Origin of the sequence: Streptococcus mitis, assembly GCF_008763935.1 — a bacterium.
GTDB lineage: Bacteria > Bacillota > Bacilli > Lactobacillales > Streptococcaceae > Streptococcus > Streptococcus mitis_DB.
This window is the reverse complement of sequence record NZ_VTQF01000009.1, coordinates 1-21,214: the sequence shown is the minus strand read 5'-3', so window position 1 is coordinate 21,214 and position 21,214 is coordinate 1. Positions and strand designations below refer to the sequence as shown.

Sequence of the window (21,214 nt, the reverse complement as noted above, 5' to 3'; positions counted from 1 at the left end):
ACACGGAATTTTGTTATTCTTCAAAGAAAAATGGTGGAGCGAATTTTTTCAGTTCTTCAAAGCATTTTTGAGCAGCTTCTGCATCTTCGCAGATGACGAGACAGACATCATCTCCACAGAGAGTAGCGATAGCGTCAGGGAAGCTCAAAGCATCAATGATAGAACCAAAGGATTGAGCAAGTCCAGGAAGGGTTTTTAGCAGGACTTGGTGTTGAACTGGGCGCATCAAGACAAGAGCATCTTCCATATAAATTTCGAGACGTTTCTCCCATTTTGAGATAGAACCTGTATTGAGCACGTAGTAAGAGTTATCTTCTTCACGTACTTTTGAGAGGTTCATACTTTTAATATCTCTCGAAAGTGTAGCTTGTGTAACTTGAATATCATTATCAGCAAGAAGAGCTTGTAGCTCAGCTTGAGTATGAATCTTGTTTTTAGTTACAAGAGCTCGTATGAGTTGGTGTCGGTGTTCAGATTTATTCATAAAATATTACTCCTTGTACAAGGTACAGAAAGCGTGGACTGAACGAGAACGTCAGTCGAGTGGTAAGCGGTATTGTCACGTATGATGATTTCAAAGTCAGTAGTATAGAGAACTATACGGAGGAAATCTCCTTCTTTTAACTTGTCACTAGTTGGGTGTAGATGAATTGGGTATCTATCCGTTTATCTACATTGGTGTCCTCTACTAACAGTAAATCATTCAATTAGGGTAGCCTTTTGTCACGACTTGTTGTGAATTTACGATTAATGTCAATTCACAGAGATTGTCCAACATGTGGAGTGGTAGCGAGTGTTATTAATGAGTACATATGTTGGTTAGGGTCTTAGTATCTTTTGTCTAAGCTCCCGTGTAGACCTATCATAAGCCCATATTGGGATTGAAGTTGACCCAAAGTTTATGTTTGTTTCAACTGTTCAAGTGGAAATAGTTCCGTATTGAAATTCTAATATATTATACCTTTTGATAAGGTAGGATAAGTGTAGACTGTTCAAGATCAACAGTCAGCTGGTAAGCGGTATTGTCACGGATTGTGATTTCAAAGTCAGTAGTATAGAGGACTAAACGAAGAGTATCTCCTTCTTTTAACTTGTAAATAGTTGGTTGCAGTTCAAATTGCACATCCATCCATTCATCTGCAGTAATATCCTCTACTAACAGTAAATCATTTCTATTTTGTAAATTGAGGTAGCCTTTTGTCACGACGCGTTGTGCATTTTCACGAAAAGGCAATTCGTTAAGATTTTCCAACATGTAGTAGCGACCGTTGTCAATGGTTCTAGCACTTAATACAGCTGGATAAGGTTGTAGGTATTTTTTTGCTCCAAATTCTAGAAGTTGGGCTGATAATAGACCCTTGTTTGTGCTGGATTTGATGCGAAGATTGAGTTGAGCTCGACCGTTCAAGTGAAGATCTTTGGTCACAGGAAGGTCAATTATAATTTGATTGACTTTTCCTTGATAAAGTTCCGTATTGAAGGTCTGGTAGGTTTTACCATAACGATCAAAATCCTTATCTGAGTATTGGTTTTGAATGACTCGCTCTTCTTGCCCAAGTGAGAAGGTTTCAAAGTTTTCTGGCTCACCGAAGGTATCAAGTGATAACCAAGTCTGAGGAGAAGTATTGTCCTGCCAAATAACAGTAGGAAGTTGATAATCCGATTCCTGTCCCAGTAATTTCTTAGTCAATAAGGCATTCATGGACTCACGGAAGTCAATGGATTGCCAGTTATTCATATAAACATGGGCACCATTATGGAAAAAGAGGTGCTTATTTATATGAGTAGGAAGAGCATGGAACATCTGGTAAACATGAAGTGGTTTGACATTCCAATCCTGTGAACCATGGGTAAAGACAACCTCTGCCTTTACTTTATCAGCATTGAGCAGATAGTTGCGGTCATGCCAAAATTGATTGTAGTCACCAGATTTGCGATCTAACTGCTCTTTTACTTTTTCTAAGTCAGCTTGGTGAGCCTCATTACCACGGATATAGTCGCCGGCCAAGAGATTGCGAGAGTAGGTCAGTTCAGCAAGGGAATCAAAGTCCTCACCTGGGTAACCACCTGGGCTAGTTACCAGACCGTTTTCACGGTAGTAGTTGTACCACGAAGAAATACCAGCCTCGGCAATGATAACTTCTAAACCATCTACACCTGTAGTCGCAAGACCATTGGACATGGTACCTAGATAGGAAAGTCCCGTTGTGGCTACTTTCCCGTTTGACCAGTCAGCCTTGACTTGACGTTGGCGCGTGTGGTCAGTGAAGGCACGACAACGACCATTAAGCCAATCGATGACATTTTTATAAGCCTCGATTTGCTGGTAGTCTCCATTAGTCATGAAACCTGTGGAGTCTTTGGTACCAACACCTGACACATAGAGATTAGCAAAACCTCGTGGAAGGAAGTAGTCGTTGAGTGTATAGCTAGAGTTGATGTGACTTAGCTTTTCCTCACTTTCTGCCACAACTTCAGCTTGATCTTGGGGTTGGATGAGATTTAGTTGAGGTTCCTCTAACTCGATCTTGTGAGGAGACTTAACCTCGAGCTCGCCCTCCATCTTGTAGAGAGCCTTGTCGCTAGCCTTGTCATTTGTTCCCTGATGATAGGGACTTGCAGTCATGATAGCAGGGATTTGCCCGTCATAACGAGGACGAATAATGCTGACCTTGACTAAGTCTGGTAGCCCTTTTCGGTCAGTATCGACACGAGTCTCAACGTAAACAACTTCACGAATGACATCATGGCTAGAAAAAGTAGCCAAACTCTTACCGTTAAAGTAGTGATAGTCATTATCCTCAGGAATAAGACCGTCACTGACAAGTTGGTCGATAAGGGTATTCCCCTTTTTGGTGCGAGTATTAAGTAACTGATAGAGATTTTCAATCAAGTCACCATACCCAATAGGAAAACCAGTCTCTTTACGAAAAATATCACTGTCTTCGAAGTCAACAAAATAAGAAAAGCCTAAAAGTTGAAAGGCCACAGTGTAGAAAATATCCGCAGTCAACTCTTTGTCTGACTGAAAAAAAGTCAGTAAGTCAGTTTCTTTATCAACTGCCAAACTGGACAGAGGATAGGCACTATCTTTATAATTAAAAAAGAAACGAATAAGAAACGCTTCAAGCATTTTTTTATTTGTAATGTTGACTGGTAAATCAAACCCATACTTTTTTAATTCAAAGATAATTCTATCTCTGGGTAGCGCTAAATAGCTAAATTGATTAAAACGCATAAAACCTCCTTTTATTGAAATTTATTAAGGTTATTATATCAAAAAATAGAGAGAAAAGAAACTATAAAAATCAAAAGAAATGAGCATAAAGAAAAAATAGTATTTATGAAATAAACATGTAAAATGATAAGCTTAAATACAAAAATATTAGCTATGCTGTTGAAAATCGGGCAAGGATCGTCTAGTCAACTATGATTTGAGCTATTAGACATTAAAGCATCAGTAATACTAATAGAAATTTAAAGAAAATGGTATAATATAGTGAGAACGATAGAGGAGAAGTGTAAATTGATCGCACAACTAGATACAAAAACAGTCTATAGTTTTATGGAGAGCGTCATTTCGATCGACAAGTATGTGAGAGCAGCTAAAGAATTCGGCTACACACATTTGGCTATGATGGATATTGATAATCTTTATGGTGCTTTTGACTTTCTAGAGGTTACAAAAAAATATGGCATTCATCCTTTGCTAGGGCTTGAGATGACTGTGTTTGTAGATAATCAGGAAGTGAATTTACGCTTTTTAGCTCTATCTAGTGTGGGTTATCAGCAGTTGATGAAGCTTTCAACAGCCAAAATGCAGGGAGAGAAAAATTGGTCAGTTTTATCTCAGTACCTAGAGGATATTGCGGTAATTGTGCCTTATTTTGATGGACTGGAGTCGCTAAATCTAGGCTGTGATTATTATATTGGTGTTTACCCAGAAACACTGGCAAGCGAATTTCATCATCAAATTTTGCCCCTTTATCGGGTCAATGCCTTTGAGAGCAGGGATAGAGAAGTTTTGCAAGTCTTAACAGCGATTAAAGAAAATCTACCACTCAGAGAAGTTCCCTTGCGTTCACGACAAGATGTCTTTATCTCAGCAACTTCTTTAGAGAAGCTATTCCAAGAACGTTTTCCGCAAGCCTTGGACAATTTAGAAAAGCTTATTTCAAGTATTTCTTATGACTTGGATACTAGTCTGAAACTGCCTCGTTTTAATCCAGCTAGACCAGCCGTAGAAGAGTTGAGAGAACGTGCTGAATTGGGGCTTGCCCAGAAGGGATTGTCTAGTAAAGAATATCAAGATCGACTAGACCAAGAATTGGCTGTTATTCATGATATGGGCTTTGATGATTATTTCTTGGTTGTTTGGGATTTGCTGCGTTTTGGACGTTCGAATGGCTATTATATGGGAATGGGACGGGGTTCTGCAGTTGGGAGCTTAGTTTCCTATGCTTTAGACATTACAGGGATTGATCCTGTGGAGAAGAATCTCATTTTTGAACGCTTTCTCAATCGTGAACGCTATACCATGCCTGATATTGATATTGATATTCCTGATATTTATCGTCCGGATTTTATCAGGTACGTTGGTAATAAATATGGCAGTAAACATGCGGCTCAAATCGTTACTTTTTCAACCTTTGGAGCCAAGCAGGCTCTGCGTGATGTCTTGAAACGCTTTGGTGTGCCTGAGTATGAATTATCCGCAATTACTAAGAAAATCAGTTTTCGGGACAATCTTAAGTCAGCCTATGAGGGCAATCTCCAGTTTCGTCAGCAAATCAATAGTAAGTTAGAATACCAAAAAGCCTTTGACATTGCTTGCAAGATAGAGGGCTATCCAAGACAAACCTCTGTCCATGCGGCTGGTGTTGTGATCAGTGACCAAGATTTGACTGACTACATTCCTCTAAAGCATGGAGATGAAATTCCATTGACTCAGTACGATGCTCATGGTGTTGAAGCTAGCGGACTTTTAAAGATGGATTTTCTGGGACTGCGAAATCTTACCTTTGTCCAGAAAATGCAAGAGTTGCTTGCTGAAACAGAAGGGATTCATCTGAAAATTAAAGAAATTGATTTGGAAGACAAAGAAACGCTAGCTCTTTTTGCTGCTGGTAATACAAAAGGTATCTTTCAATTTGAACAACCAGGCGCTATTCGCCTGCTTAAACGTGTTCAACCAGTCTGCTTTGAAGATGTCGTAGCAACTACTTCTTTAAATCGTCCAGGTGCAAGTGACTATATCAATAATTTTGTGGCAAGAAAGCATGGTCAGGAAGAAGTGACGGTTCTGGATCCAGTGCTGGAGGATATTTTGGCACCAACCTATGGTATCATGCTCTATCAGGAGCAGGTTATGCAGGTTGCTCAGCGATTTGCCGGATTTAGTCTTGGGAAAGCCGATATTTTGCGACGAGCTATGGGGAAAAAGGATGCCTCTGCCATGCATGAGATGAGGGCTTCCTTTATTCAGGGGGCATTAAAAGCAGGCCATACTGCGGAAAAGGCAGAGCAGGTCTTTGATGTCATGGAGAAGTTTGCAGGTTATGGGTTTAACCGATCTCACGCCTATGCTTACTCAGCCTTGGCCTTCCAGTTGGCTTATTTTAAAACGCATTATCCAGCTATATTTTATCAGGTCATGTTGAATTCTGCCAACAGTGATTACTTAACAGATGCACTTGAAGCAGGCTTTGAAGTAGCCCCTCTGTCCATCAACACCATTCCCTATCACGATAAAATTGCCAACAAATCCATCTATCTAGGTCTGAAATCGATTAAGGGAGTCAGCAAGGATTTGGCGCTTTGGATTATCGAACATAGACCTTATTCTAACATTGAAGATTTTATAGCTAAATTACCTGAGAATTATCTGAAACTTCCTCTGCTAGAACCTTTGGTAAAAGTTGGTCTTTTCGATTCATTTGAAAAAAATCGTCAAAAAGTATTCAATAATTTAGCTAATCTATTTGAATTTGTGAAAGAGTTAGGAAGCTTGTTTGGTGATACAATTTACAGCTGGCAGGAATCGGAAGATTGGACCGAGCAAGAAAAATTCTATATGGAACAAGAGCTTCTAGGAGTAGGAGTTAGCAAACATCCACTACAAGCTATTGCAAGTAAGGCTATTTATCCGATTACTCCAATTGGGAATTTGTCAGAAAATAGCTATGCTATTATCTTGGTTGAAGTTCAGAAGATAAAAGTAATTCGTACCAAAAAAGGTGAAAATATGGCTTTCTTACAGGTGGATGACAGTAAGAAAAAATTGGATGTTACCCTCTTTTCAGATTTATATCGACAGGTTGCTCAGGAAGTAAGAGAAGGAGCCTTCTACTATATTAAAGGGAAAGTCCAGTCACGTGACGGTCGTCTGCAAATGATTGCACAAGAAATAAGAGAAGCAGTGGCTGAGCGCTTTTGGATTCAGGTAAAAAATTATGACTCGGATCAAGAAATGTCACGTATTTTAGACCAGTATAAAGGCCCAATCCCAGTCATTATCAGGTATGAAGAGGAACAGAGAACAATTGTTTCTCCCCATCATTTTGTAGCTAAATCTGATGAATTAGAAGCGAAATTGAATGGAATCGTTATGAAAACGATTTATCGCTAAAATTACGGAAAATAGAAGAATTTTCAACGTAAATGTGGTATAATCAGTAAGAATGTTAAAAGAAAAAGGAGCATAACCAATATGAAACGTATTGCTGTTTTGACTAGTGGTGGAGACGCCCCTGGTATGAACGCTGCCATCCGTGCAGTTGTTCGTCAAGCAATTTCAGAAGGAATGGAAGTGTTTGGTATCTATGACGGATATGCTGGTATGGTTGCCGGTGAAATTCATCCCCTAGATGCAGCTTCAGTAGGAGACATCATTTCTCGTGGTGGTACTTTCCTTCACTCAGCTCGCTACCCAGAGTTCGCTCAACTTGAAGGGCAACTTAAAGGGATTGAGCAATTGAAAAAACACGGGATTGAAGGTGTAGTTGTTATCGGTGGTGACGGATCTTACCACGGTGCTATGCGTTTGACTGAGCATGGCTTCCCAGCTATCGGTCTTCCAGGTACAATCGATAACGATATCGTTGGTACTGACTTCACAATCGGTTTTGACACAGCGGTTACGACTGCTATGGATGCTATCGATAAGATTCGTGATACGTCATCAAGTCACCGTCGTACTTTTGTTATCGAAGTTATGGGACGTAACGCAGGTGATATCGCTCTTTGGGCAGGTATCGCAACTGGTGCTGATGAAATCATCATTCCTGAAGAAGGCTTCAAGATTGAAGATATCGTAGAAAGCATTAAATGTGGTTATGAGTGTGGTAAAAAACACAACATCATCGTCTTGGCAGAAGGTGTAATGTCTGCAGCTGAATTTGGTCAAAAACTAAAAGAAGCTGGGGATACAAGCGACCTTCGTGTGACAGAACTTGGACATATTCAACGTGGTGGTTCTCCAACTGCGCGTGACCGTGTTTTGGCGTCACGTATGGGTGCCCATGCTGTTAAACTTCTTAAAGAAGGTATCGGTGGTGTTGCGGTTGGTATCCGTAACGAGAAAATGGTTGAAAACCCAATTCTTGGAACTGCAGAAGAAGGAGCATTGTTTAGCCTTACTGCAGATGGTAAGATTGTGGTTAACAACCCACACAAGGCTGACCTTGAGCTATCTAGCTTGAATAAGAGCTTGTCATAATTTATAATTTAGTTAATAAGACCAAAAAGGTCATATATATAAAGGAGTCACAAAAATCATGAACAAACGTGTAAAAATCGTTGCAACTTTGGGACCTGCGGTAGAAATCCGTGGTGGTAAAAAATTCGGTGATGACGGATACTGGGGCGAAAAACTTGATGTTGAAGCTTCAGCTAAAAACATTGCTAAATTGATTGAAGCTGGTGCTAACACATTCCGTTTCAACTTCTCACACGGTGACCACCAAGAACAAGGTGACCGTATGGCAACTGTTAAACTTGCTGAAAAACTTGCAGGTAAAAAAGTTGGTTTCCTTCTTGATACAAAAGGACCAGAAATCCGTACTGAATTGTTTGAAGGAGATGCAAAAGAGTACTCTTACACAACTGGTGAGAAAATCCGTGTTGCGACTAAACAAGGAATCAAATCAACTCGTGATGTAATCGCATTGAACGTTGCTGGTGCTCTTGATATCTATGATGATGTTGAAGTTGGTCGTCAAGTTTTGATTGACGATGGTAAACTTGGTCTTCTCGTTGTTGCTAAAGATGATGCAACTCGTGAATTTGAAGTTGAAGTGGAAAATGACGGTGTTATTGCTAAACAAAAAGGTGTAAACATCCCTAACACTAAAATTCCTTTCCCAGCACTTGCTGAACGTGATAACGACGATATCCGTTTCGGTCTTGAACAAGGTATCAACTTCATCGCGATTTCATTCGTACGTACTGCAAAAGATGTGAACGAAGTTCGTGCAATCTGTGAAGAAACTGGAAATGGACATGTTCAATTGTTCGCTAAAATCGAAAACCAACAAGGTATCGATAACTTGGATGAAATCATCGAAGCTGCTGATGGTATCATGATCGCTCGTGGTGACATGGGTATCGAAGTACCATTCGAAATGGTTCCAGTTTACCAAAAAATGATCATCACTAAAGTGAACGCTGCAGGTAAAGTTGTTATCACTGCAACAAACATGCTTGAAACAATGACTGAAAAACCACGTGCAACTCGTTCAGAAGTATCAGACGTATTTAACGCTGTTATCGATGGAACTGACGCAACAATGCTTTCAGGTGAGTCTGCAAATGGTAAATACCCACTTGAGTCAGTAACTACAATGGCTACAATCGACAAGAACGCTCAAACACTTCTTAACGAATACGGTCGTTTGAACTCAGATTCATTTGAACGTAACTCTAAGACAGAAGTAATGGCTTCAGCTGTTAAAGATGCTACTAATTCAATGGACATTAAATTGGTTGTAACTCTTACTAAGACAGGTCACACTGCACGTTTGATCTCTAAATACCGTCCAAATGCTGACATCTTGGCATTGACATTCGACGAATTGACAGAACGTGGATTGATGTTGAACTGGGGTGTTATCCCAATGTTGACAGATGCTCCATCTTCAACTGACGATATGTTCGAAATTGCTGAACGTAAAGCAGTTGAAGCAGGTCTTGTACAATCTGGTGATGATATCGTTATCGTAGCTGGTGTACCACTTGGAGAAGCTGTACGTACAAACACAATGCGTATCCGTACAGTACGTTAATTAAAATGAAAAAAGCCTATCACATCAAGCTTTCTAGCCTGTATGATAGGTCTTTTTTTTACCAGGGGGCAAAAAAGGGGGCAAACTTTTTACTTTCGATTTAATACGACGGAATCAAGTGCATCAAGTACTGCTTGCTCCATACCTTTAATAATGTGAGTGTTGATTTGATGGGGCGTCTTAGCGGCATTATTCCAAATCCGCGTCATAATAGCTTTTAAAGGGATGTTGTTTTCTTCACGCAAACTTCCTAAAATATTTAGTTTAGATACAGATAAAAAATAACTCCCTGATGAGTCAAGGAGTTATTTCTATCAAAATTAGTTTTTAGAAGCAGCTTGGAATTCTGGGTTTTTCCATGCTTCGTCAATGATAGCTTGCAATTCTTTAGCAGATGCTTGCATTTTTTGAGTTTCTGCGTCGTTCAATGGGATATTTACTGGACGAACAATACCATGTGCACCTACAACAGCTGGTTGACCGATAAAGACGTTTTTAACTCCGTATTGACCTTCTTGGAATACTGAAAGTGGAAGTACTGCGTTTTCATCGTCAAGGATTGCTTTAGTAATACGAGCAAGGGCTACTGCGATACCGTAGTATGTTGCACCTTTTTTGTTGATGATTGTGTAAGCTGCATCACGAACACCTTCGAACAATTCAATCAATTCAGCTTCTTGAACATTTTGAGTGTCTTTAAGGAATTCTTCAAGGTTTACACCAGCGATGTTAGCGTGTGACCAAACAGCGAACTCAGAGTCACCGTGTTCACCCATAATGTAGGCGTGGACTGAACGAGCATCAACATCCAATTTTTCAGCAAGTGCTTGACGGAAACGAGCTGAGTCAAGTGAAGTACCTGAACCGATAACGCGTTCTTTAGGGAATCCAGAGAATTTCCAAGTTGAGTAAGTCAAGACGTCAACTGGGTTAGCAGCAACAAGGAAGATACCTTTGAAACCTGATTCAACAACTTGAGTTACAATTGATTTGTTGATAGCAAGGTTTTTACCTACAAGGTCAAGACGAGTTTCACCTGGTTTTTGAGGCGCACCTGCAGTGATTACAACAAGGTCAGCGTCTGCACAGTCAGAGTATTGAGCTGCATAGATTTTTTTAGGTGAAGTGAAGGCAAGGGCATGACTAAGGTCAAGTGCATCACCAACAGCTTTTTCATGCAATTGTGGAATTTCGATAATTCCAAGCTCTTGTGCAATTCCTTGGTTAACAAGTGCAAAAGCGTAAGAAGAACCTACAGCACCATCACCGACAAGGATAACTTTTTTGTGTTGTTTAGTTGAAGTCATTATTCTAAACATCTCCTTAATTTTATTCAGGGATTTCCCCAGTTATTTCAATTTTATCACTTTTGAAAAGCTTTGTCACGGATATGCATTTCAGTTCTTGATGTAAACGTTTTAGTGATTTTAGATACCTGAAATATAGCGGACATTATGGTATAATATAGTTAATTACTAATAGTGAAATGAGGCATTTATTAATGCAGGATAGAAATTTAGTGAATGTCAATCTGACAAAGGAGATGAAGACGAGCTTTATCGACTACGCCATGAGTGTTATCGTAGCGCGAGCCCTTCCTGATGTTCGAGATGGCTTGAAACCTGTTCACCGTCGGATTCTCTATGGAATGAATGAATTGGGTGTTACTCCAGACAAACCCCATAAAAAATCTGCTCGTATTACAGGGGACGTCATGGGTAAATACCACCCACACGGGGATTCCTCTATCTATGAAGCCATGGTCCGCATGGCTCAATGGTGGAGTTACCGTTACATGCTTGTCGACGGCCATGGAAACTTTGGTTCCATGGATGGTGATGGTGCTGCCGCCCAACGTTACACCGAGGCACGCATGAGCAAGATTGCTCTGGAGATGCTTCGTGATATCAATAAAAATACAGTTGATTTCGTTGATAACTACGATGCCAATGAACGTGAACCCTTGGTATTGCCAGCGCGCTTTCCAAATCTTTTGGTTAATGGAGCGACTGGTATTGCGGTTGGGATGGCAACAAATATTCCACCTCATAACTTGGGTGAAACCATTGATGCAGTGAAGTTGGTCATGGACAATCCTGAAGTGACTACTAAGGACTTGATGGAAGTTTTGCCTGGTCCAGATTTTCCAACAGGTGCCCTTGTCATGGGGAAATCAGGTATTCATAAGGCTTATGAAACAGGTAAAGGTTCTATTGTCCTTCGTTCTCGTACTGAAATTGAAGAAACTAAAACTGGCCGTGAGCGCATCGTTGTGACAGAATTTCCATACATGGTAAATAAAACCAAGGTACATGAGCATATTGTTCGTTTGGTTCAGGAAAAACGCATTGAGGGAATAACAGCGGTACGTGATGAGTCAAACCGTGAAGGTGTTCGATTTGTTATCGAAGTTAAGCGCGATGCCTCAGCCAATGTTATCCTCAACAATCTTTTCAAGATGACCCAGATGCAAACTAACTTTGGTTTTAATATGTTGGCGATTCAAAATGGGGTACCGAAGATTTTGTCTCTTCGTCAGATTTTGGATGCTTATATCGAGCACCAAAAAGAAGTGGTTGTTCGTCGTACACGTTTTGATAAGGAAAAAGCGGAAGCACGTGCTCATATTTTAGAAGGTCTCTTGATCGCACTAGACTATATCGATGAAGTGATTCGTATCATTCGTGCTAGTGAAACAGATGCGGAAGCACAAGCTGAGTTGATGAGTAAGTTTAAGCTTTCTGAACGTCAAAGTCAGGCCATCCTTGATATGCGTCTTCGTCGTTTGACAGGTTTGGAACGCGATAAGATTCAGTCTGAGTATGATGACCTCTTGGCTCTGATTGCGGATTTAGCAGATATTCTAGCTAAGCCGGAACGTGTTTCTCAAATCATTAAAGATGAATTAGATGAAGTTAAACGTAAATTTGGTGACCAACGTCGTACGGAATTGATGGTCGGTGAAGTCTTAAGCCTCGAAGATGAGGATTTGATTGAAGAAACGGATGTCTTGATTACACTTTCTAACAAGGGATACATCAAACGTCTCGACCAAGCTGAGTTCACCGCTCAAAAACGTGGTGGTCGTGGTGTTCAAGGTACAGGTGTTAAGGATGATGATTTTGTCCGAGAGTTAGTGTCAACTAGCACTCATGATCACCTACTCTTCTTTACAAATAAAGGCCGTGTTTATCGCCTGAAAGGCTATGAAATTCCTGAGTATGGCCGTACAGCCAAGGGATTACCGATTGTCAATCTTTTGAAATTGGATGAAGGTGAAAGTATTCAGACCATCATCAATGTTGAATCTGAACGTAGCGATGATGCTTATCTTTTCTTCACAACTCGTCATGGTATTGTGAAGAGAACCAGCGTTAAGGAATTTGCTAATATTCGTCAAAATGGACTTAAAGCTCTGAATCTTAAAGATGAAGATGAGTTGATTAATGTCTTGCTGACAGAAGAGGACACGGATATTATCATTGGTACAAAGTTTGGTTATTCAGTTCGCTTTAATCAATCAGCTGTTCGTGGTATGAGCCGTATCGCTACGGGTGTGAAAGGTGTTAATCTCCGTGAGGGGGACACAGTTGTTGGTGCTAGTGTGATTACAGACCAGGACGAGGTTCTTATCATCACAGACAAAGGATATGGTAAGCGCACAGTTGCGACTGAATATCCAACTAAAGGTCGTGGTGGTAAAGGGATGCAAACTGCTAAAATTACGGAAAAGAATGGTTCCCTTGCTGGTCTTATGACAGTTAAAGGTGATGAAGATTTGATGATTATCACTGATACAGGTGTCATGATTCGAACCAACGTTGCCAATATTTCACAAACAGGTCGCTCAACTATGGGAGTTAAAGTGATGCGCCTGGACCAAGATGCTAAAATTGTAACCTTTACTACGGTTACAGCGGCAGAAAAAGAAGAGGTTGGGACAGAAAACGAAACAGAAGGTGAAGCATAATGCCTCATAAAAAGAACAAAAAGAAAACAAACCGTAAAAATTTACTAATCAATATCTTGGCAGGTTTTTTAATCCTCTTGTCAGTAGCTTTGATTTTCAATTCAAAAATTCGTGATATGTTCATGGTTTGGAATACCAATAAATACCAAGTCAGCCAAGTATCAAAAGAAAAATTGGAAGAAAATCAAGATACAGAAGGGAATTTTGACTTTGATTCCGTAAAAGCCATCTCGTCAGAAGCTGTCTTGTCCTCACAATGGGATTCGCAAAAATTGCCAGTTATCGGTGGAATTGCTGTCCCTGAGGTAGAAATTAACTTGCCTATTTTTAAGGGACTGGATAATGTTAATCTCTTCTATGGTGCAGGTACAATGAAGCGTGATCAAGTGATGGGGAAAGGAAACTATTCACTTGCTAGCCATCACATTTTCACTGCGGAAAATGCCAGTCAAATGCTTTTTTCCCCACTGGCACGCGCTAAAAATGGGATGAAAATTTATCTAACTGATAAGGATAAAGTTTATACCTACGAAATCCGTGAAGTGAAGCATGTGACTCCAGATCGAGTTGACGAGATTGATGACCGTAATGGTGTTGATGAAATCACACTTGTAACCTGTGTTGACTATGATGCGACAGAACGGATTATCGTTAAAGGTGACTTAAAAGAAGAAAAAGATTATTCACAAACCCCTGAAGAAATTCTAACAGCTTTCAATCAACCATATAAACAACGCTATTAAAGATAAATCAGTAAAATCTTAGGTTTTACTGATTTTTTATAGATTGAGTTTCAAAATAAACTGTTATGAAATACAGAAAACGCTTCCTTAATTCTAAAGTTTGTGATATAATTATCAGGTAAAAAATTTTTAGGAGTTTATTATGGTTTCTTCAGAATTTATCTCAAAGATTGAATTTGCTTGCAAGAAGAAGGAAAGTCTTTATAGTCAAAGCAAATTTAAGTATGCGATTCGTTCTATGTTCGCAGGTGCATTTTTAACCTTCAGTACAGCTGCTGGTGCAGTTGGGGCTGACTTGATTAATAAAATTGCACCAGGTAGTGGACGCTTCCTCTTCCCATTTGTCTTTGCTTGGGGCTTGGCCTACATTGTTTTCTTGAATGCCGAGTTGGTAACATCAAACATGATGTTCTTGACTGCTGGTAGTTTCTTGAAAAAAATCTCTTGGAGAAAAACAGCTGAGATTTTACTTTACTGTACCTTGTTCAACCTTATTGGGGCTTTGATAGCAGGTTGGGGCTTTGCCCACTCAGCAGCCTATGCAAATCTGACTCACGATAGTTTCATATCAGGGGTTGTTGAGATGAAGTTAGGCCGCTCAAATGAATTAATCTTGCTTGAGGCGATTTTGGCAAATATTTTCGTAAATATTGCGATTCTTTCATTTGTTTTGGTCAAAGATGGTGGTGCCAAACTTTGGCTTGTGTTGTCAGCGATTTACATGTTTGTATTCTTAACAAACGAGCACATTGCGGCGAACTTTGCTTCTTTCGCGATTGTAAAATTCAGTGTTGCTGCTGATTCAATTGCTAACTTCGGTGTTGGAAATATTCTTCGTCACTGGGGTGTAACCTTCATCGGAAACTTTATCGGAGGAGGCCTCCTGATGGGTCTTCCATATGCCTTCCTCAATAAAAATGAAGATACTTATGTAGATTAAGAAAATGAGCACGATTGAGTCGTGCTTTTTTCGTTTTTAAAATAGAGTAATAGCTATTTCTTATATCAAAATATAGAAAACTGATATTTGTAAACTATAACTTAAGGTGCTACAATATCCTTAATCAAACTATTTGGAGGTCGTTTTATGACTCGTGATTTTAAATTTGAAACCTTACAATTGCATGCTGGGCAAGTAGTTGATCCAGCAACCAAGTCTCGTGCAGTGCCGATTTATCAAACAACATCCTTCGTTTTTGATGATACGCAGGAAGGTGCTGATCTTTTTGCCTTGAGAAAACCAGGCAACATCTATACTCGTATTACTAATCCTACAACGGCTGCCTTTGAAGAAAGAATTGCTGCCCTTGAAGGTGGTGTGGGAGCTCTTGCAACAGCATCAGGTATGGCCGCAGTGACTTATACGATTTTGGCACTTGCCCATGCTGGTGACCATGTCGTAGCAGCATCAACTATTTACGGTGGAACTTTCAATCTCTTGAAAGAAACCCTTCCTCGTTATGGGATCACAACAACCTTTGTCGATGTGGATAATTTGGAGGAAGTAGAAGCAGCTATCAATGACAATACCAAGCTTGTCTTGATTGAAACCTTGGGCAACCCCTTGATTAACATTCCAGATTTGGAAAAATTGGCAGAGATTGCTCATAAGCATCAGATTCCTCTCATTTCAGATAATACCTTTGCTACACCGTATTTGATTAACGTCTTCTCTCACGGTGTAGATATTGCTATTCACTCTGCGACTAAGTTTATCGGTGGGCATGGTACGACTATTGGTGGAGTGATTGTCGATAGCGGTCGTTTTGACTGGGCGGCTTCAGGAAAATTCCCTCAATTTGTTGAGGAAGACCCAAGCTACCACAATTTGAGCTATACTCGTGATGTAGGTGCGGCTGCCTTTATTATCGCTGTTCGTGTTCAATTGCTCCGTGATACAGGTGCAGCCTTGTCGCCATTTAATGCCTTCCTCTTGCTTCAAGGACTTGAAACCCTTTCACTTCGTGTGGAACGTCATGTACAAAATGCAGAGAAAATTGTTGATTTCCTTGTCAACCATCCTAAGGTAGAAAAGGTCAATTATCCAAAACTAGCAGATAGTCCTTACCATGCCTTGGCTGAGAAATACTTGCCAAAAGGTGTTGGCTCAATCTTTACTTTCCATGTTAAAGGTGGAGAGACAGAGGCTCGCAAGGTAATTGATCATTTAGAAATCTTTTCTGACCTTGCAAACGTAGCAGATGCCAAATCGCTTGTTGTCCATCCAGCGACAACCACTCACGGTCAGTTGTCAGAAAAAGACCTAGAAGCAGCAGGTGTCACACCAAATCAAATCCGCTTGTCAATCGGTCTTGAAAATGTAGAAGATTTGATTGAAGACTTGCGCTTGGCCTTGGAAAAAATTTAAAGAAAAAGAAGATAAACAGTGGGTTTCGACTCGCTGTTTTTGATTTTCCCTCAGGCATGATATAATGGATAAAGAAGTCTAGAAAGAGGAACGATATGAACGAAATCAAATGTCCCAACTGTGGGGAAGTATTTACAGTAAATGAAAGCCAGTATGCCGAACTCTTGTCCCAAGTGAGAACGGCAGAGTTTGATAAGGAACTGCATAATCGCATGAAGCAGGAACTGGCCTTGGCTGAGCAAAAGGCCATGAATGAACAACAGTCTAAACTAGCTCAAAAAGACCAAGAAATTGCGCAATTACAGAGCCAAATCCAAAACTTTGATACAGAAAAAGAATTGGCCAAGAAAGAAGTTGAACAGACAAGCTATCAGGCTCTCTTGGCTAAGGACAAGGAAGTGCAGGCCTTGGAAAACCAATTGGCCACCTTGCGTTTGGAACATGAAAATCAACTACAAAAGACCCTTTCTGACCTTGAAAAAGAACGTGATCAAGTCCAAAATCAGCTCCTCTTGCAAGAAAAGGAAAATGAGTTATCTCTAGCTTCACTCAAGCAAAACTACGAAGCTCAACTCAAGGCAGCTAGCGAACAAGTCGAATTTTATAGGAATTTCAAAGCCCAACAATCTACAAAAGCTATCGGGGAAAGTCTGGAACACTATGCAGAGAGTGAGTTTAACAAGGTCCGCAGTTTTGCTTTTCCAAATGCCTACTTTGAGAAGGATAACAAGGTCTCTGCGCGTGGCTCTAAGGGGGACTTTATCTTCCGTGAATGTGACGAAAATGGGGTTGAAATCATTTCCATCATGTTTGAAATGAAAAATGAAGCGGACGGAACAGAGAAGAAGCACAAGAACGCGGATTTTTACAAGGAATTAGACAAGGACCGTCGGGAGAAGAACTGCGAATATGCTGTTTTGGTGACCATGCTAGAGGCAGATAACGACTACTTTAACACAGGGATTGTAGACGTCAGCCATGAGTATGAAAAGATGTATGTGGTTCGTCCTCAATTCTTTATCCAATTGATTGGGCTCTTGCGTAATGCGGCGCTAAATTCCCTAAAATACAAGCAGGAGTTGGCCTTGGTTCGGGAGCAAAATATAGACATCACTCATTTTGAGGAAGACTTGGATGCCTTTAAGCTAGCCTTTGCCAAGAACTATAATTCAGCTTCGACCAACTTTGGCAAAGCTATCGATGAAATCGACAAGGCCATCAAACGCATGGAAGAGGTTAAGAAATTCCTAATTACATCTGAAAACCAACTCCGCCTTGCAAACAATAAATTGGAAGATGTCTCTGTAAAAAAATTGACTCGAAAAAATCCAACCATGAAAGCGAAGTTTGAAGCATTGAAGGGGGAGTAGTATTACCTTAGAAACAGGAGTTCCTATGAAAAAAACTTTGAAATTTTCGGATATCTATATTGCATATTTACCACTAGTTGTGTTTCTTCTTAATCTCCTATATGGTCTTTTAAATATTGAAGGGGTAGGTGACTCAGACTCAAGATATAGTTTATTATTTGGTGTTTTTGGCCTTGTTCCAACAGTCTTAGGCTACGGAATTAGCTTTTTAGCCAATCTTATTGTAGGTATAACTTATGTGATAAAGGCAAAAAATCGAACGAAATGTCTGATTGCATTCCTATTGATTGGCAATATTTTTTTAGCAATTTTTCTGATGTTTGTGCTAAGATTTAAAATGATCGTTTCCTTTGACTTTATAAAAGATATTGACCTTTGGAGTTTCATTTTTTCATTATTTTTATTTCCGTATTTAGATTGGATTTATCAAAAGGTTGAGTACAATCAAAAAGTGAGTAGATTTGTAGTCATTATAGTATTAGCGGGAACTCTTTCTCCATTTCTAGGCAGTGAAATTCAAACTTACTTGAGAAATAATGCCAAAGTACAACAATTACAAGAGTTTTATCATTCTAGGGGGTTGAACTACGAATTAACACTTAAGTCTTCATACTATGATAGTAATATTTCCGATGTAGGTGTCTTTGATGTTTTCGATAAGGGAGTTACATTAAAAGTGGGTGCTAAGTACACGCGTCAAAAATTGAAATATGTTACTTTCATTGATCAAGACTACGGCCTAAAGGAATTTATAGAAAATGCTGTTTCAAGTGATGAAGCTCAAATAGTTCTAAAAGATTTTAAGTCAGTAGTAGAAGATGCTATAAAAAAGAAAGGTTATGATTTATCTGTATTTGATGCTGAAGATCAACCATTAGCTAGCCCAGGTTTTCAAATATCACGTTCGTTTAGAATCACTTCTTTTATTAAAGAAAAAGCAGCTCAAAATCAAAACTCATCTAGTCCAGAAAAACAAGCATTTGGAGGATATGCAGCAATTTCTCTTAAAGACTATATGAAAGAGGGAGCCCTTCGTTTATGTTTAACACTTAGTGAACGTGACAAATTGAAGTTAGATGACATTGATTTTTCAGGACTTTCCGATGGACACTACATGATCAATAATGACTATTTTATAGTTAACAACGGAATGTATACAATAGTTGAAGATGAAGGTGATTTTGAAAATTTTTTACTGAGAGAATCTAGTAAACAATTTTATTCGGAGGATTTTTATAAAATTGAAAAGCTTGATTAAATTATTAGCAAATAAAGATGTAAAATTTCTTTATAATATTTGTATTCGATTATCTTCATATTTATTAGTTGTTGCAGTTTATATAGCAATTTTGGGTTTGTTTTTATTGTTTAAACAGAATATTATTGCAGTACGTTATCTGTTATTTTTGTCGGTATTATTTATAGTTATTGGCATCTTTTTAAATTTATTGACATGGAAAGTTCTTCTATATTGGAAGGTGGTTTTGATTGATTTTAAGAAATATCAATTTTTCTTTGAATACAATGTTAGTCATTCCAATAAGTTTAATAAGAAATTTAATGAAGTAAGTTTTGAATTAATCACAGGAGAATTATCTTACCTCAGAGGAGATTTTTTATTATCACTTAGTCAATATTCAAATATCAATCTTTCTAATATTTCTAAAAAAAATAGAAAAATATTTGAATTGAAGAAATTATATTATAATTTTCTATCTTCTATCCATATTCAAGATGAGCAAAATATTGCTTTCTTTGAGGAACAATTGTCCAAGGCGCCAGATTCGAAAGATGGTAAGGCTAAACTCGTTGCTAAAGCTCAAGCCATAAAAGATATTGTGTTCAATAAAGAAGCGAACGACTACTTCGACATTACTGAACCAGAAAGTAAGTTAGCTAGAATCATGTTTTCTTATTATGGCGCTCTCAATGCCCAATTAAAAGGAGATGAAGCTCGTGCTCGTAGTTTGTTTGAAAGTATCGTCCATGAAAATCCAGAACTCTTTTGTGTACAGGAAGCGAAGAAATATTTAGGAAGTAATAATGTTTCCTAGTACCTTTCGTTTAAATTAAGTAAAAGAGAGTAACCAGGTCCAACAAGACTACGCAACAGTTAAAACGACTAATGAGACGGGGGTAAGAACGGTGGATCATCTCACCCAAATTTCAAATACAACTGGTGAGGTAGTTGGTAGTGCTTTTAATTGGGTTGTAGAGCATCCAGTTGAAACGATTGGACTTTCTATTGTAACAGTTGGGACGATTCTTGCTTTTTCTACTGGGGTTGGTGAGGCAGCAACTGCTGTAGCTGCATTATTTGTAGGAATTACTGCGTTATTTAATAACTAGTTATGGAGTGTTATATGAAAAGAGCTATAGAAATTATTAGAACATGGTCAGCTGATAAAATAGAATTAATTTTTCTTAAAATTATATTTAAATATTTGCTGTATTTTTTAGTGTTTTCAACAGTAATTGCTTATGTCTATATTTTTAACCATTCATCGACCACTTACACAAAGGTATTAACATTATTTCTTGTCCTTCTTATATTGTTTATTCTTCTATCTAAACTATTACTTGATAAGGTTTTAATTGATATTTTATCTCAAGATATCAATTTAGCAAAGTATCAGGATATAGTTGCTAGAGCTGATGCAAATTCTTTAAATAGAAATGTTCAGATTCTTCCCAAATATTTGGCAAATGCAAAAGTATCCTTTTATAGAGGACTATTCCAAGATAGTTTAGAATTGCTGAATAAAATAAAAAATAGTAATCTAAAAAAATCCCAAAATCTGTACTATGTTTTTAATATCAAGTATTATAGTATCCTAAACTTGGTTCATTTGAATGATTGTATGGAATTGCAAGAATTGATGGTAGAAATTGAAGGTCTAACAAGTAACTTTCAATCAAAAATTTTTAAATATCAGGAAGAAATTTTGAGTTTAAAGGCTATTGTTGATATCTATTGCAATAAAATATCAAACGACTACTTTGACATTACTGAGCCAGAAAGTAAGCTAGCTCGAATCATGTTTTCTTATTACGGCGCTCTCAATGCCCAGCTAAAAGGAGATGAGGCTCGTGCTCGTAGTTTGTTTGAAAGCATAGCACATGAAAACTCAGAGCTTTTCTATGTGCAGGAAGCGAAGAAATATTTAGAATCAGTGAAATGAGAGTAATATATGAGATTAGTAAAAAAAATAGTTGGTTCGGCGACAGAAAACACTCTTTTACAACTTGATAGGGTTATTCTAATTTGCTCAATTATTGGACTTGTTTTGGATGTGATGGCAGTATGCTTAGTATTTCAAAGCAATTTGGAAATATTGGGATTCATATTATTAGTTATTGTCTTTTTAGTTCTCGGCTTTGTATTTTATTTAAGATTTGTATCTAGAAAAGTTATTGATTTAGTGTTAAACGATTCTATTAATCTTAAGCTCTATGTAGACATGTTCAGAGTTCAATCAGAA

The 21,214-nt window shown here is 38.6% G+C and carries 16 protein-coding genes and 2 pseudogenes; 13 read left to right on the top strand and 5 right to left on the bottom strand.

Annotated elements, in window-relative coordinates; genetic code table 11:
- Positions 1-13 precede the first annotated feature (13 nt).
- From F9B91_RS10080 to F9B91_RS10075, 3 genes and pseudogenes are all read right to left on the bottom strand, one after another.
- Positions 14-484 carry an arginine repressor gene (locus F9B91_RS10080; protein ID WP_001043026.1) on the bottom strand — a complete coding sequence of 157 codons (471 nt, stop codon included), beginning with the start codon at positions 482-484 and terminating at the stop codon, positions 14-16.
- Positions 481-781 (bottom strand): annotated as a pseudogene (locus F9B91_RS11665) (Xaa-Pro dipeptidyl-peptidase); the annotation flags it as partial. The gene F9B91_RS10080 and the pseudogene F9B91_RS11665, both read right to left, overlap by 4 nt.
- 174 nt (positions 782-955) lie before the next feature.
- On the bottom strand, positions 956-3,238 hold the full coding sequence (locus F9B91_RS10075) for a Xaa-Pro dipeptidyl-peptidase (protein WP_150923216.1): 2,283 nt from the start codon (positions 3,236-3,238) through the stop codon (positions 956-958).
- Between the two features lie 288 nt (positions 3,239-3,526).
- On the opposite strand from F9B91_RS10075, the gene F9B91_RS10070 reads away from it, so the two are divergent.
- The 3 genes from F9B91_RS10070 (at position 3,527) to pyk (ending at position 9,281) form a co-directional block, all read left to right on the top strand.
- Positions 3,527-6,628: a DNA polymerase III subunit alpha gene (locus tag F9B91_RS10070; RefSeq protein WP_191962444.1), complete on the top strand. Its 3,102-nt coding sequence runs from the start codon at positions 3,527-3,529 to the stop codon at positions 6,626-6,628.
- Between the two features lie 81 nt (positions 6,629-6,709).
- Positions 6,710-7,717, top strand: coding sequence for a 6-phosphofructokinase (gene pfkA / locus F9B91_RS10065; protein WP_000820863.1), 1,008 nt, complete (start codon positions 6,710-6,712; stop codon positions 7,715-7,717).
- A gap of 58 nt (positions 7,718-7,775) precedes the next feature.
- Complete coding sequence (gene pyk / locus F9B91_RS10060; RefSeq protein WP_125393710.1) at positions 7,776-9,281, top strand: pyruvate kinase; 1,506 nt, start codon at positions 7,776-7,778, stop codon at positions 9,279-9,281.
- Between the two features lie 89 nt (positions 9,282-9,370).
- Here pyk and F9B91_RS11335 read toward each other — a convergent pair whose 3' ends face one another.
- Both F9B91_RS11335 and F9B91_RS10055 read right to left on the bottom strand, forming a co-directional pair.
- Complete coding sequence (locus F9B91_RS11335) at positions 9,371-9,526, bottom strand: hypothetical protein (protein WP_191962443.1); 156 nt, start codon at positions 9,524-9,526, stop codon at positions 9,371-9,373.
- 75 nt (positions 9,527-9,601) lie between these two features.
- Positions 9,602-10,588, bottom strand: a complete 987-nt coding sequence (locus F9B91_RS10055) for an L-lactate dehydrogenase (RefSeq protein ID WP_000204728.1) — start codon at positions 10,586-10,588, stop codon at positions 9,602-9,604.
- A 194-nt stretch (positions 10,589-10,782) separates the two neighbouring features.
- On the opposite strand from F9B91_RS10055, the gene gyrA reads away from it, so the two are divergent.
- From gyrA to F9B91_RS11560, 10 genes and pseudogenes are all read left to right on the top strand, one after another.
- Complete coding sequence (gene gyrA / locus F9B91_RS10050; RefSeq protein ID WP_150923214.1) at positions 10,783-13,251, top strand: DNA gyrase subunit A; 2,469 nt, start codon at positions 10,783-10,785, stop codon at positions 13,249-13,251.
- Positions 13,251-13,994, top strand: a complete 744-nt coding sequence (locus tag F9B91_RS10045; RefSeq protein ID WP_045611507.1) for a class A sortase — start codon at positions 13,251-13,253, stop codon at positions 13,992-13,994. Before gyrA ends, F9B91_RS10045 begins: the two co-directional genes overlap by 1 nt.
- A gap of 142 nt (positions 13,995-14,136) precedes the next feature.
- On the top strand, positions 14,137-14,934 hold the full coding sequence (locus tag F9B91_RS10040; RefSeq protein WP_150923213.1) for a formate/nitrite transporter family protein: 798 nt from the start codon (positions 14,137-14,139) through the stop codon (positions 14,932-14,934).
- Between the two features lie 147 nt (positions 14,935-15,081).
- Positions 15,082-16,362: an O-acetylhomoserine aminocarboxypropyltransferase/cysteine synthase family protein gene (locus F9B91_RS10035; RefSeq protein ID WP_045611510.1), complete on the top strand. Its 1,281-nt coding sequence runs from the start codon at positions 15,082-15,084 to the stop codon at positions 16,360-16,362.
- A 95-nt stretch (positions 16,363-16,457) separates the two neighbouring features.
- Positions 16,458-17,732 (top strand): DUF2130 domain-containing protein, encoded by a 1,275-nt coding sequence (locus tag F9B91_RS10030; RefSeq protein ID WP_084926403.1) that lies wholly within the window; start codon positions 16,458-16,460, stop codon positions 17,730-17,732.
- Positions 17,733-17,757: 25 nt separating this feature from the next.
- Positions 17,758-18,990: a hypothetical protein gene (locus tag F9B91_RS10025; protein WP_049543551.1), complete on the top strand. Its 1,233-nt coding sequence runs from the start codon at positions 17,758-17,760 to the stop codon at positions 18,988-18,990.
- Complete coding sequence (locus F9B91_RS10020) at positions 18,983-19,786, top strand: hypothetical protein (RefSeq protein ID WP_049543609.1); 804 nt, start codon at positions 18,983-18,985, stop codon at positions 19,784-19,786. The genes F9B91_RS10025 and F9B91_RS10020 overlap by 8 nt, the downstream gene beginning before the upstream one ends.
- A gap of 91 nt (positions 19,787-19,877) precedes the next feature.
- Positions 19,878-20,081, top strand: coding sequence for a hypothetical protein (locus tag F9B91_RS10015; protein WP_049543553.1), 204 nt, complete (start codon positions 19,878-19,880; stop codon positions 20,079-20,081).
- A gap of 14 nt (positions 20,082-20,095) precedes the next feature.
- Positions 20,096-20,914: a hypothetical protein gene (locus F9B91_RS10010; protein ID WP_065428610.1), complete on the top strand. Its 819-nt coding sequence runs from the start codon at positions 20,096-20,098 to the stop codon at positions 20,912-20,914.
- A 9-nt stretch (positions 20,915-20,923) separates the two neighbouring features.
- A pseudogene (locus tag F9B91_RS11560) lies at positions 20,924-21,214 on the top strand (hypothetical protein); the annotation flags it as partial.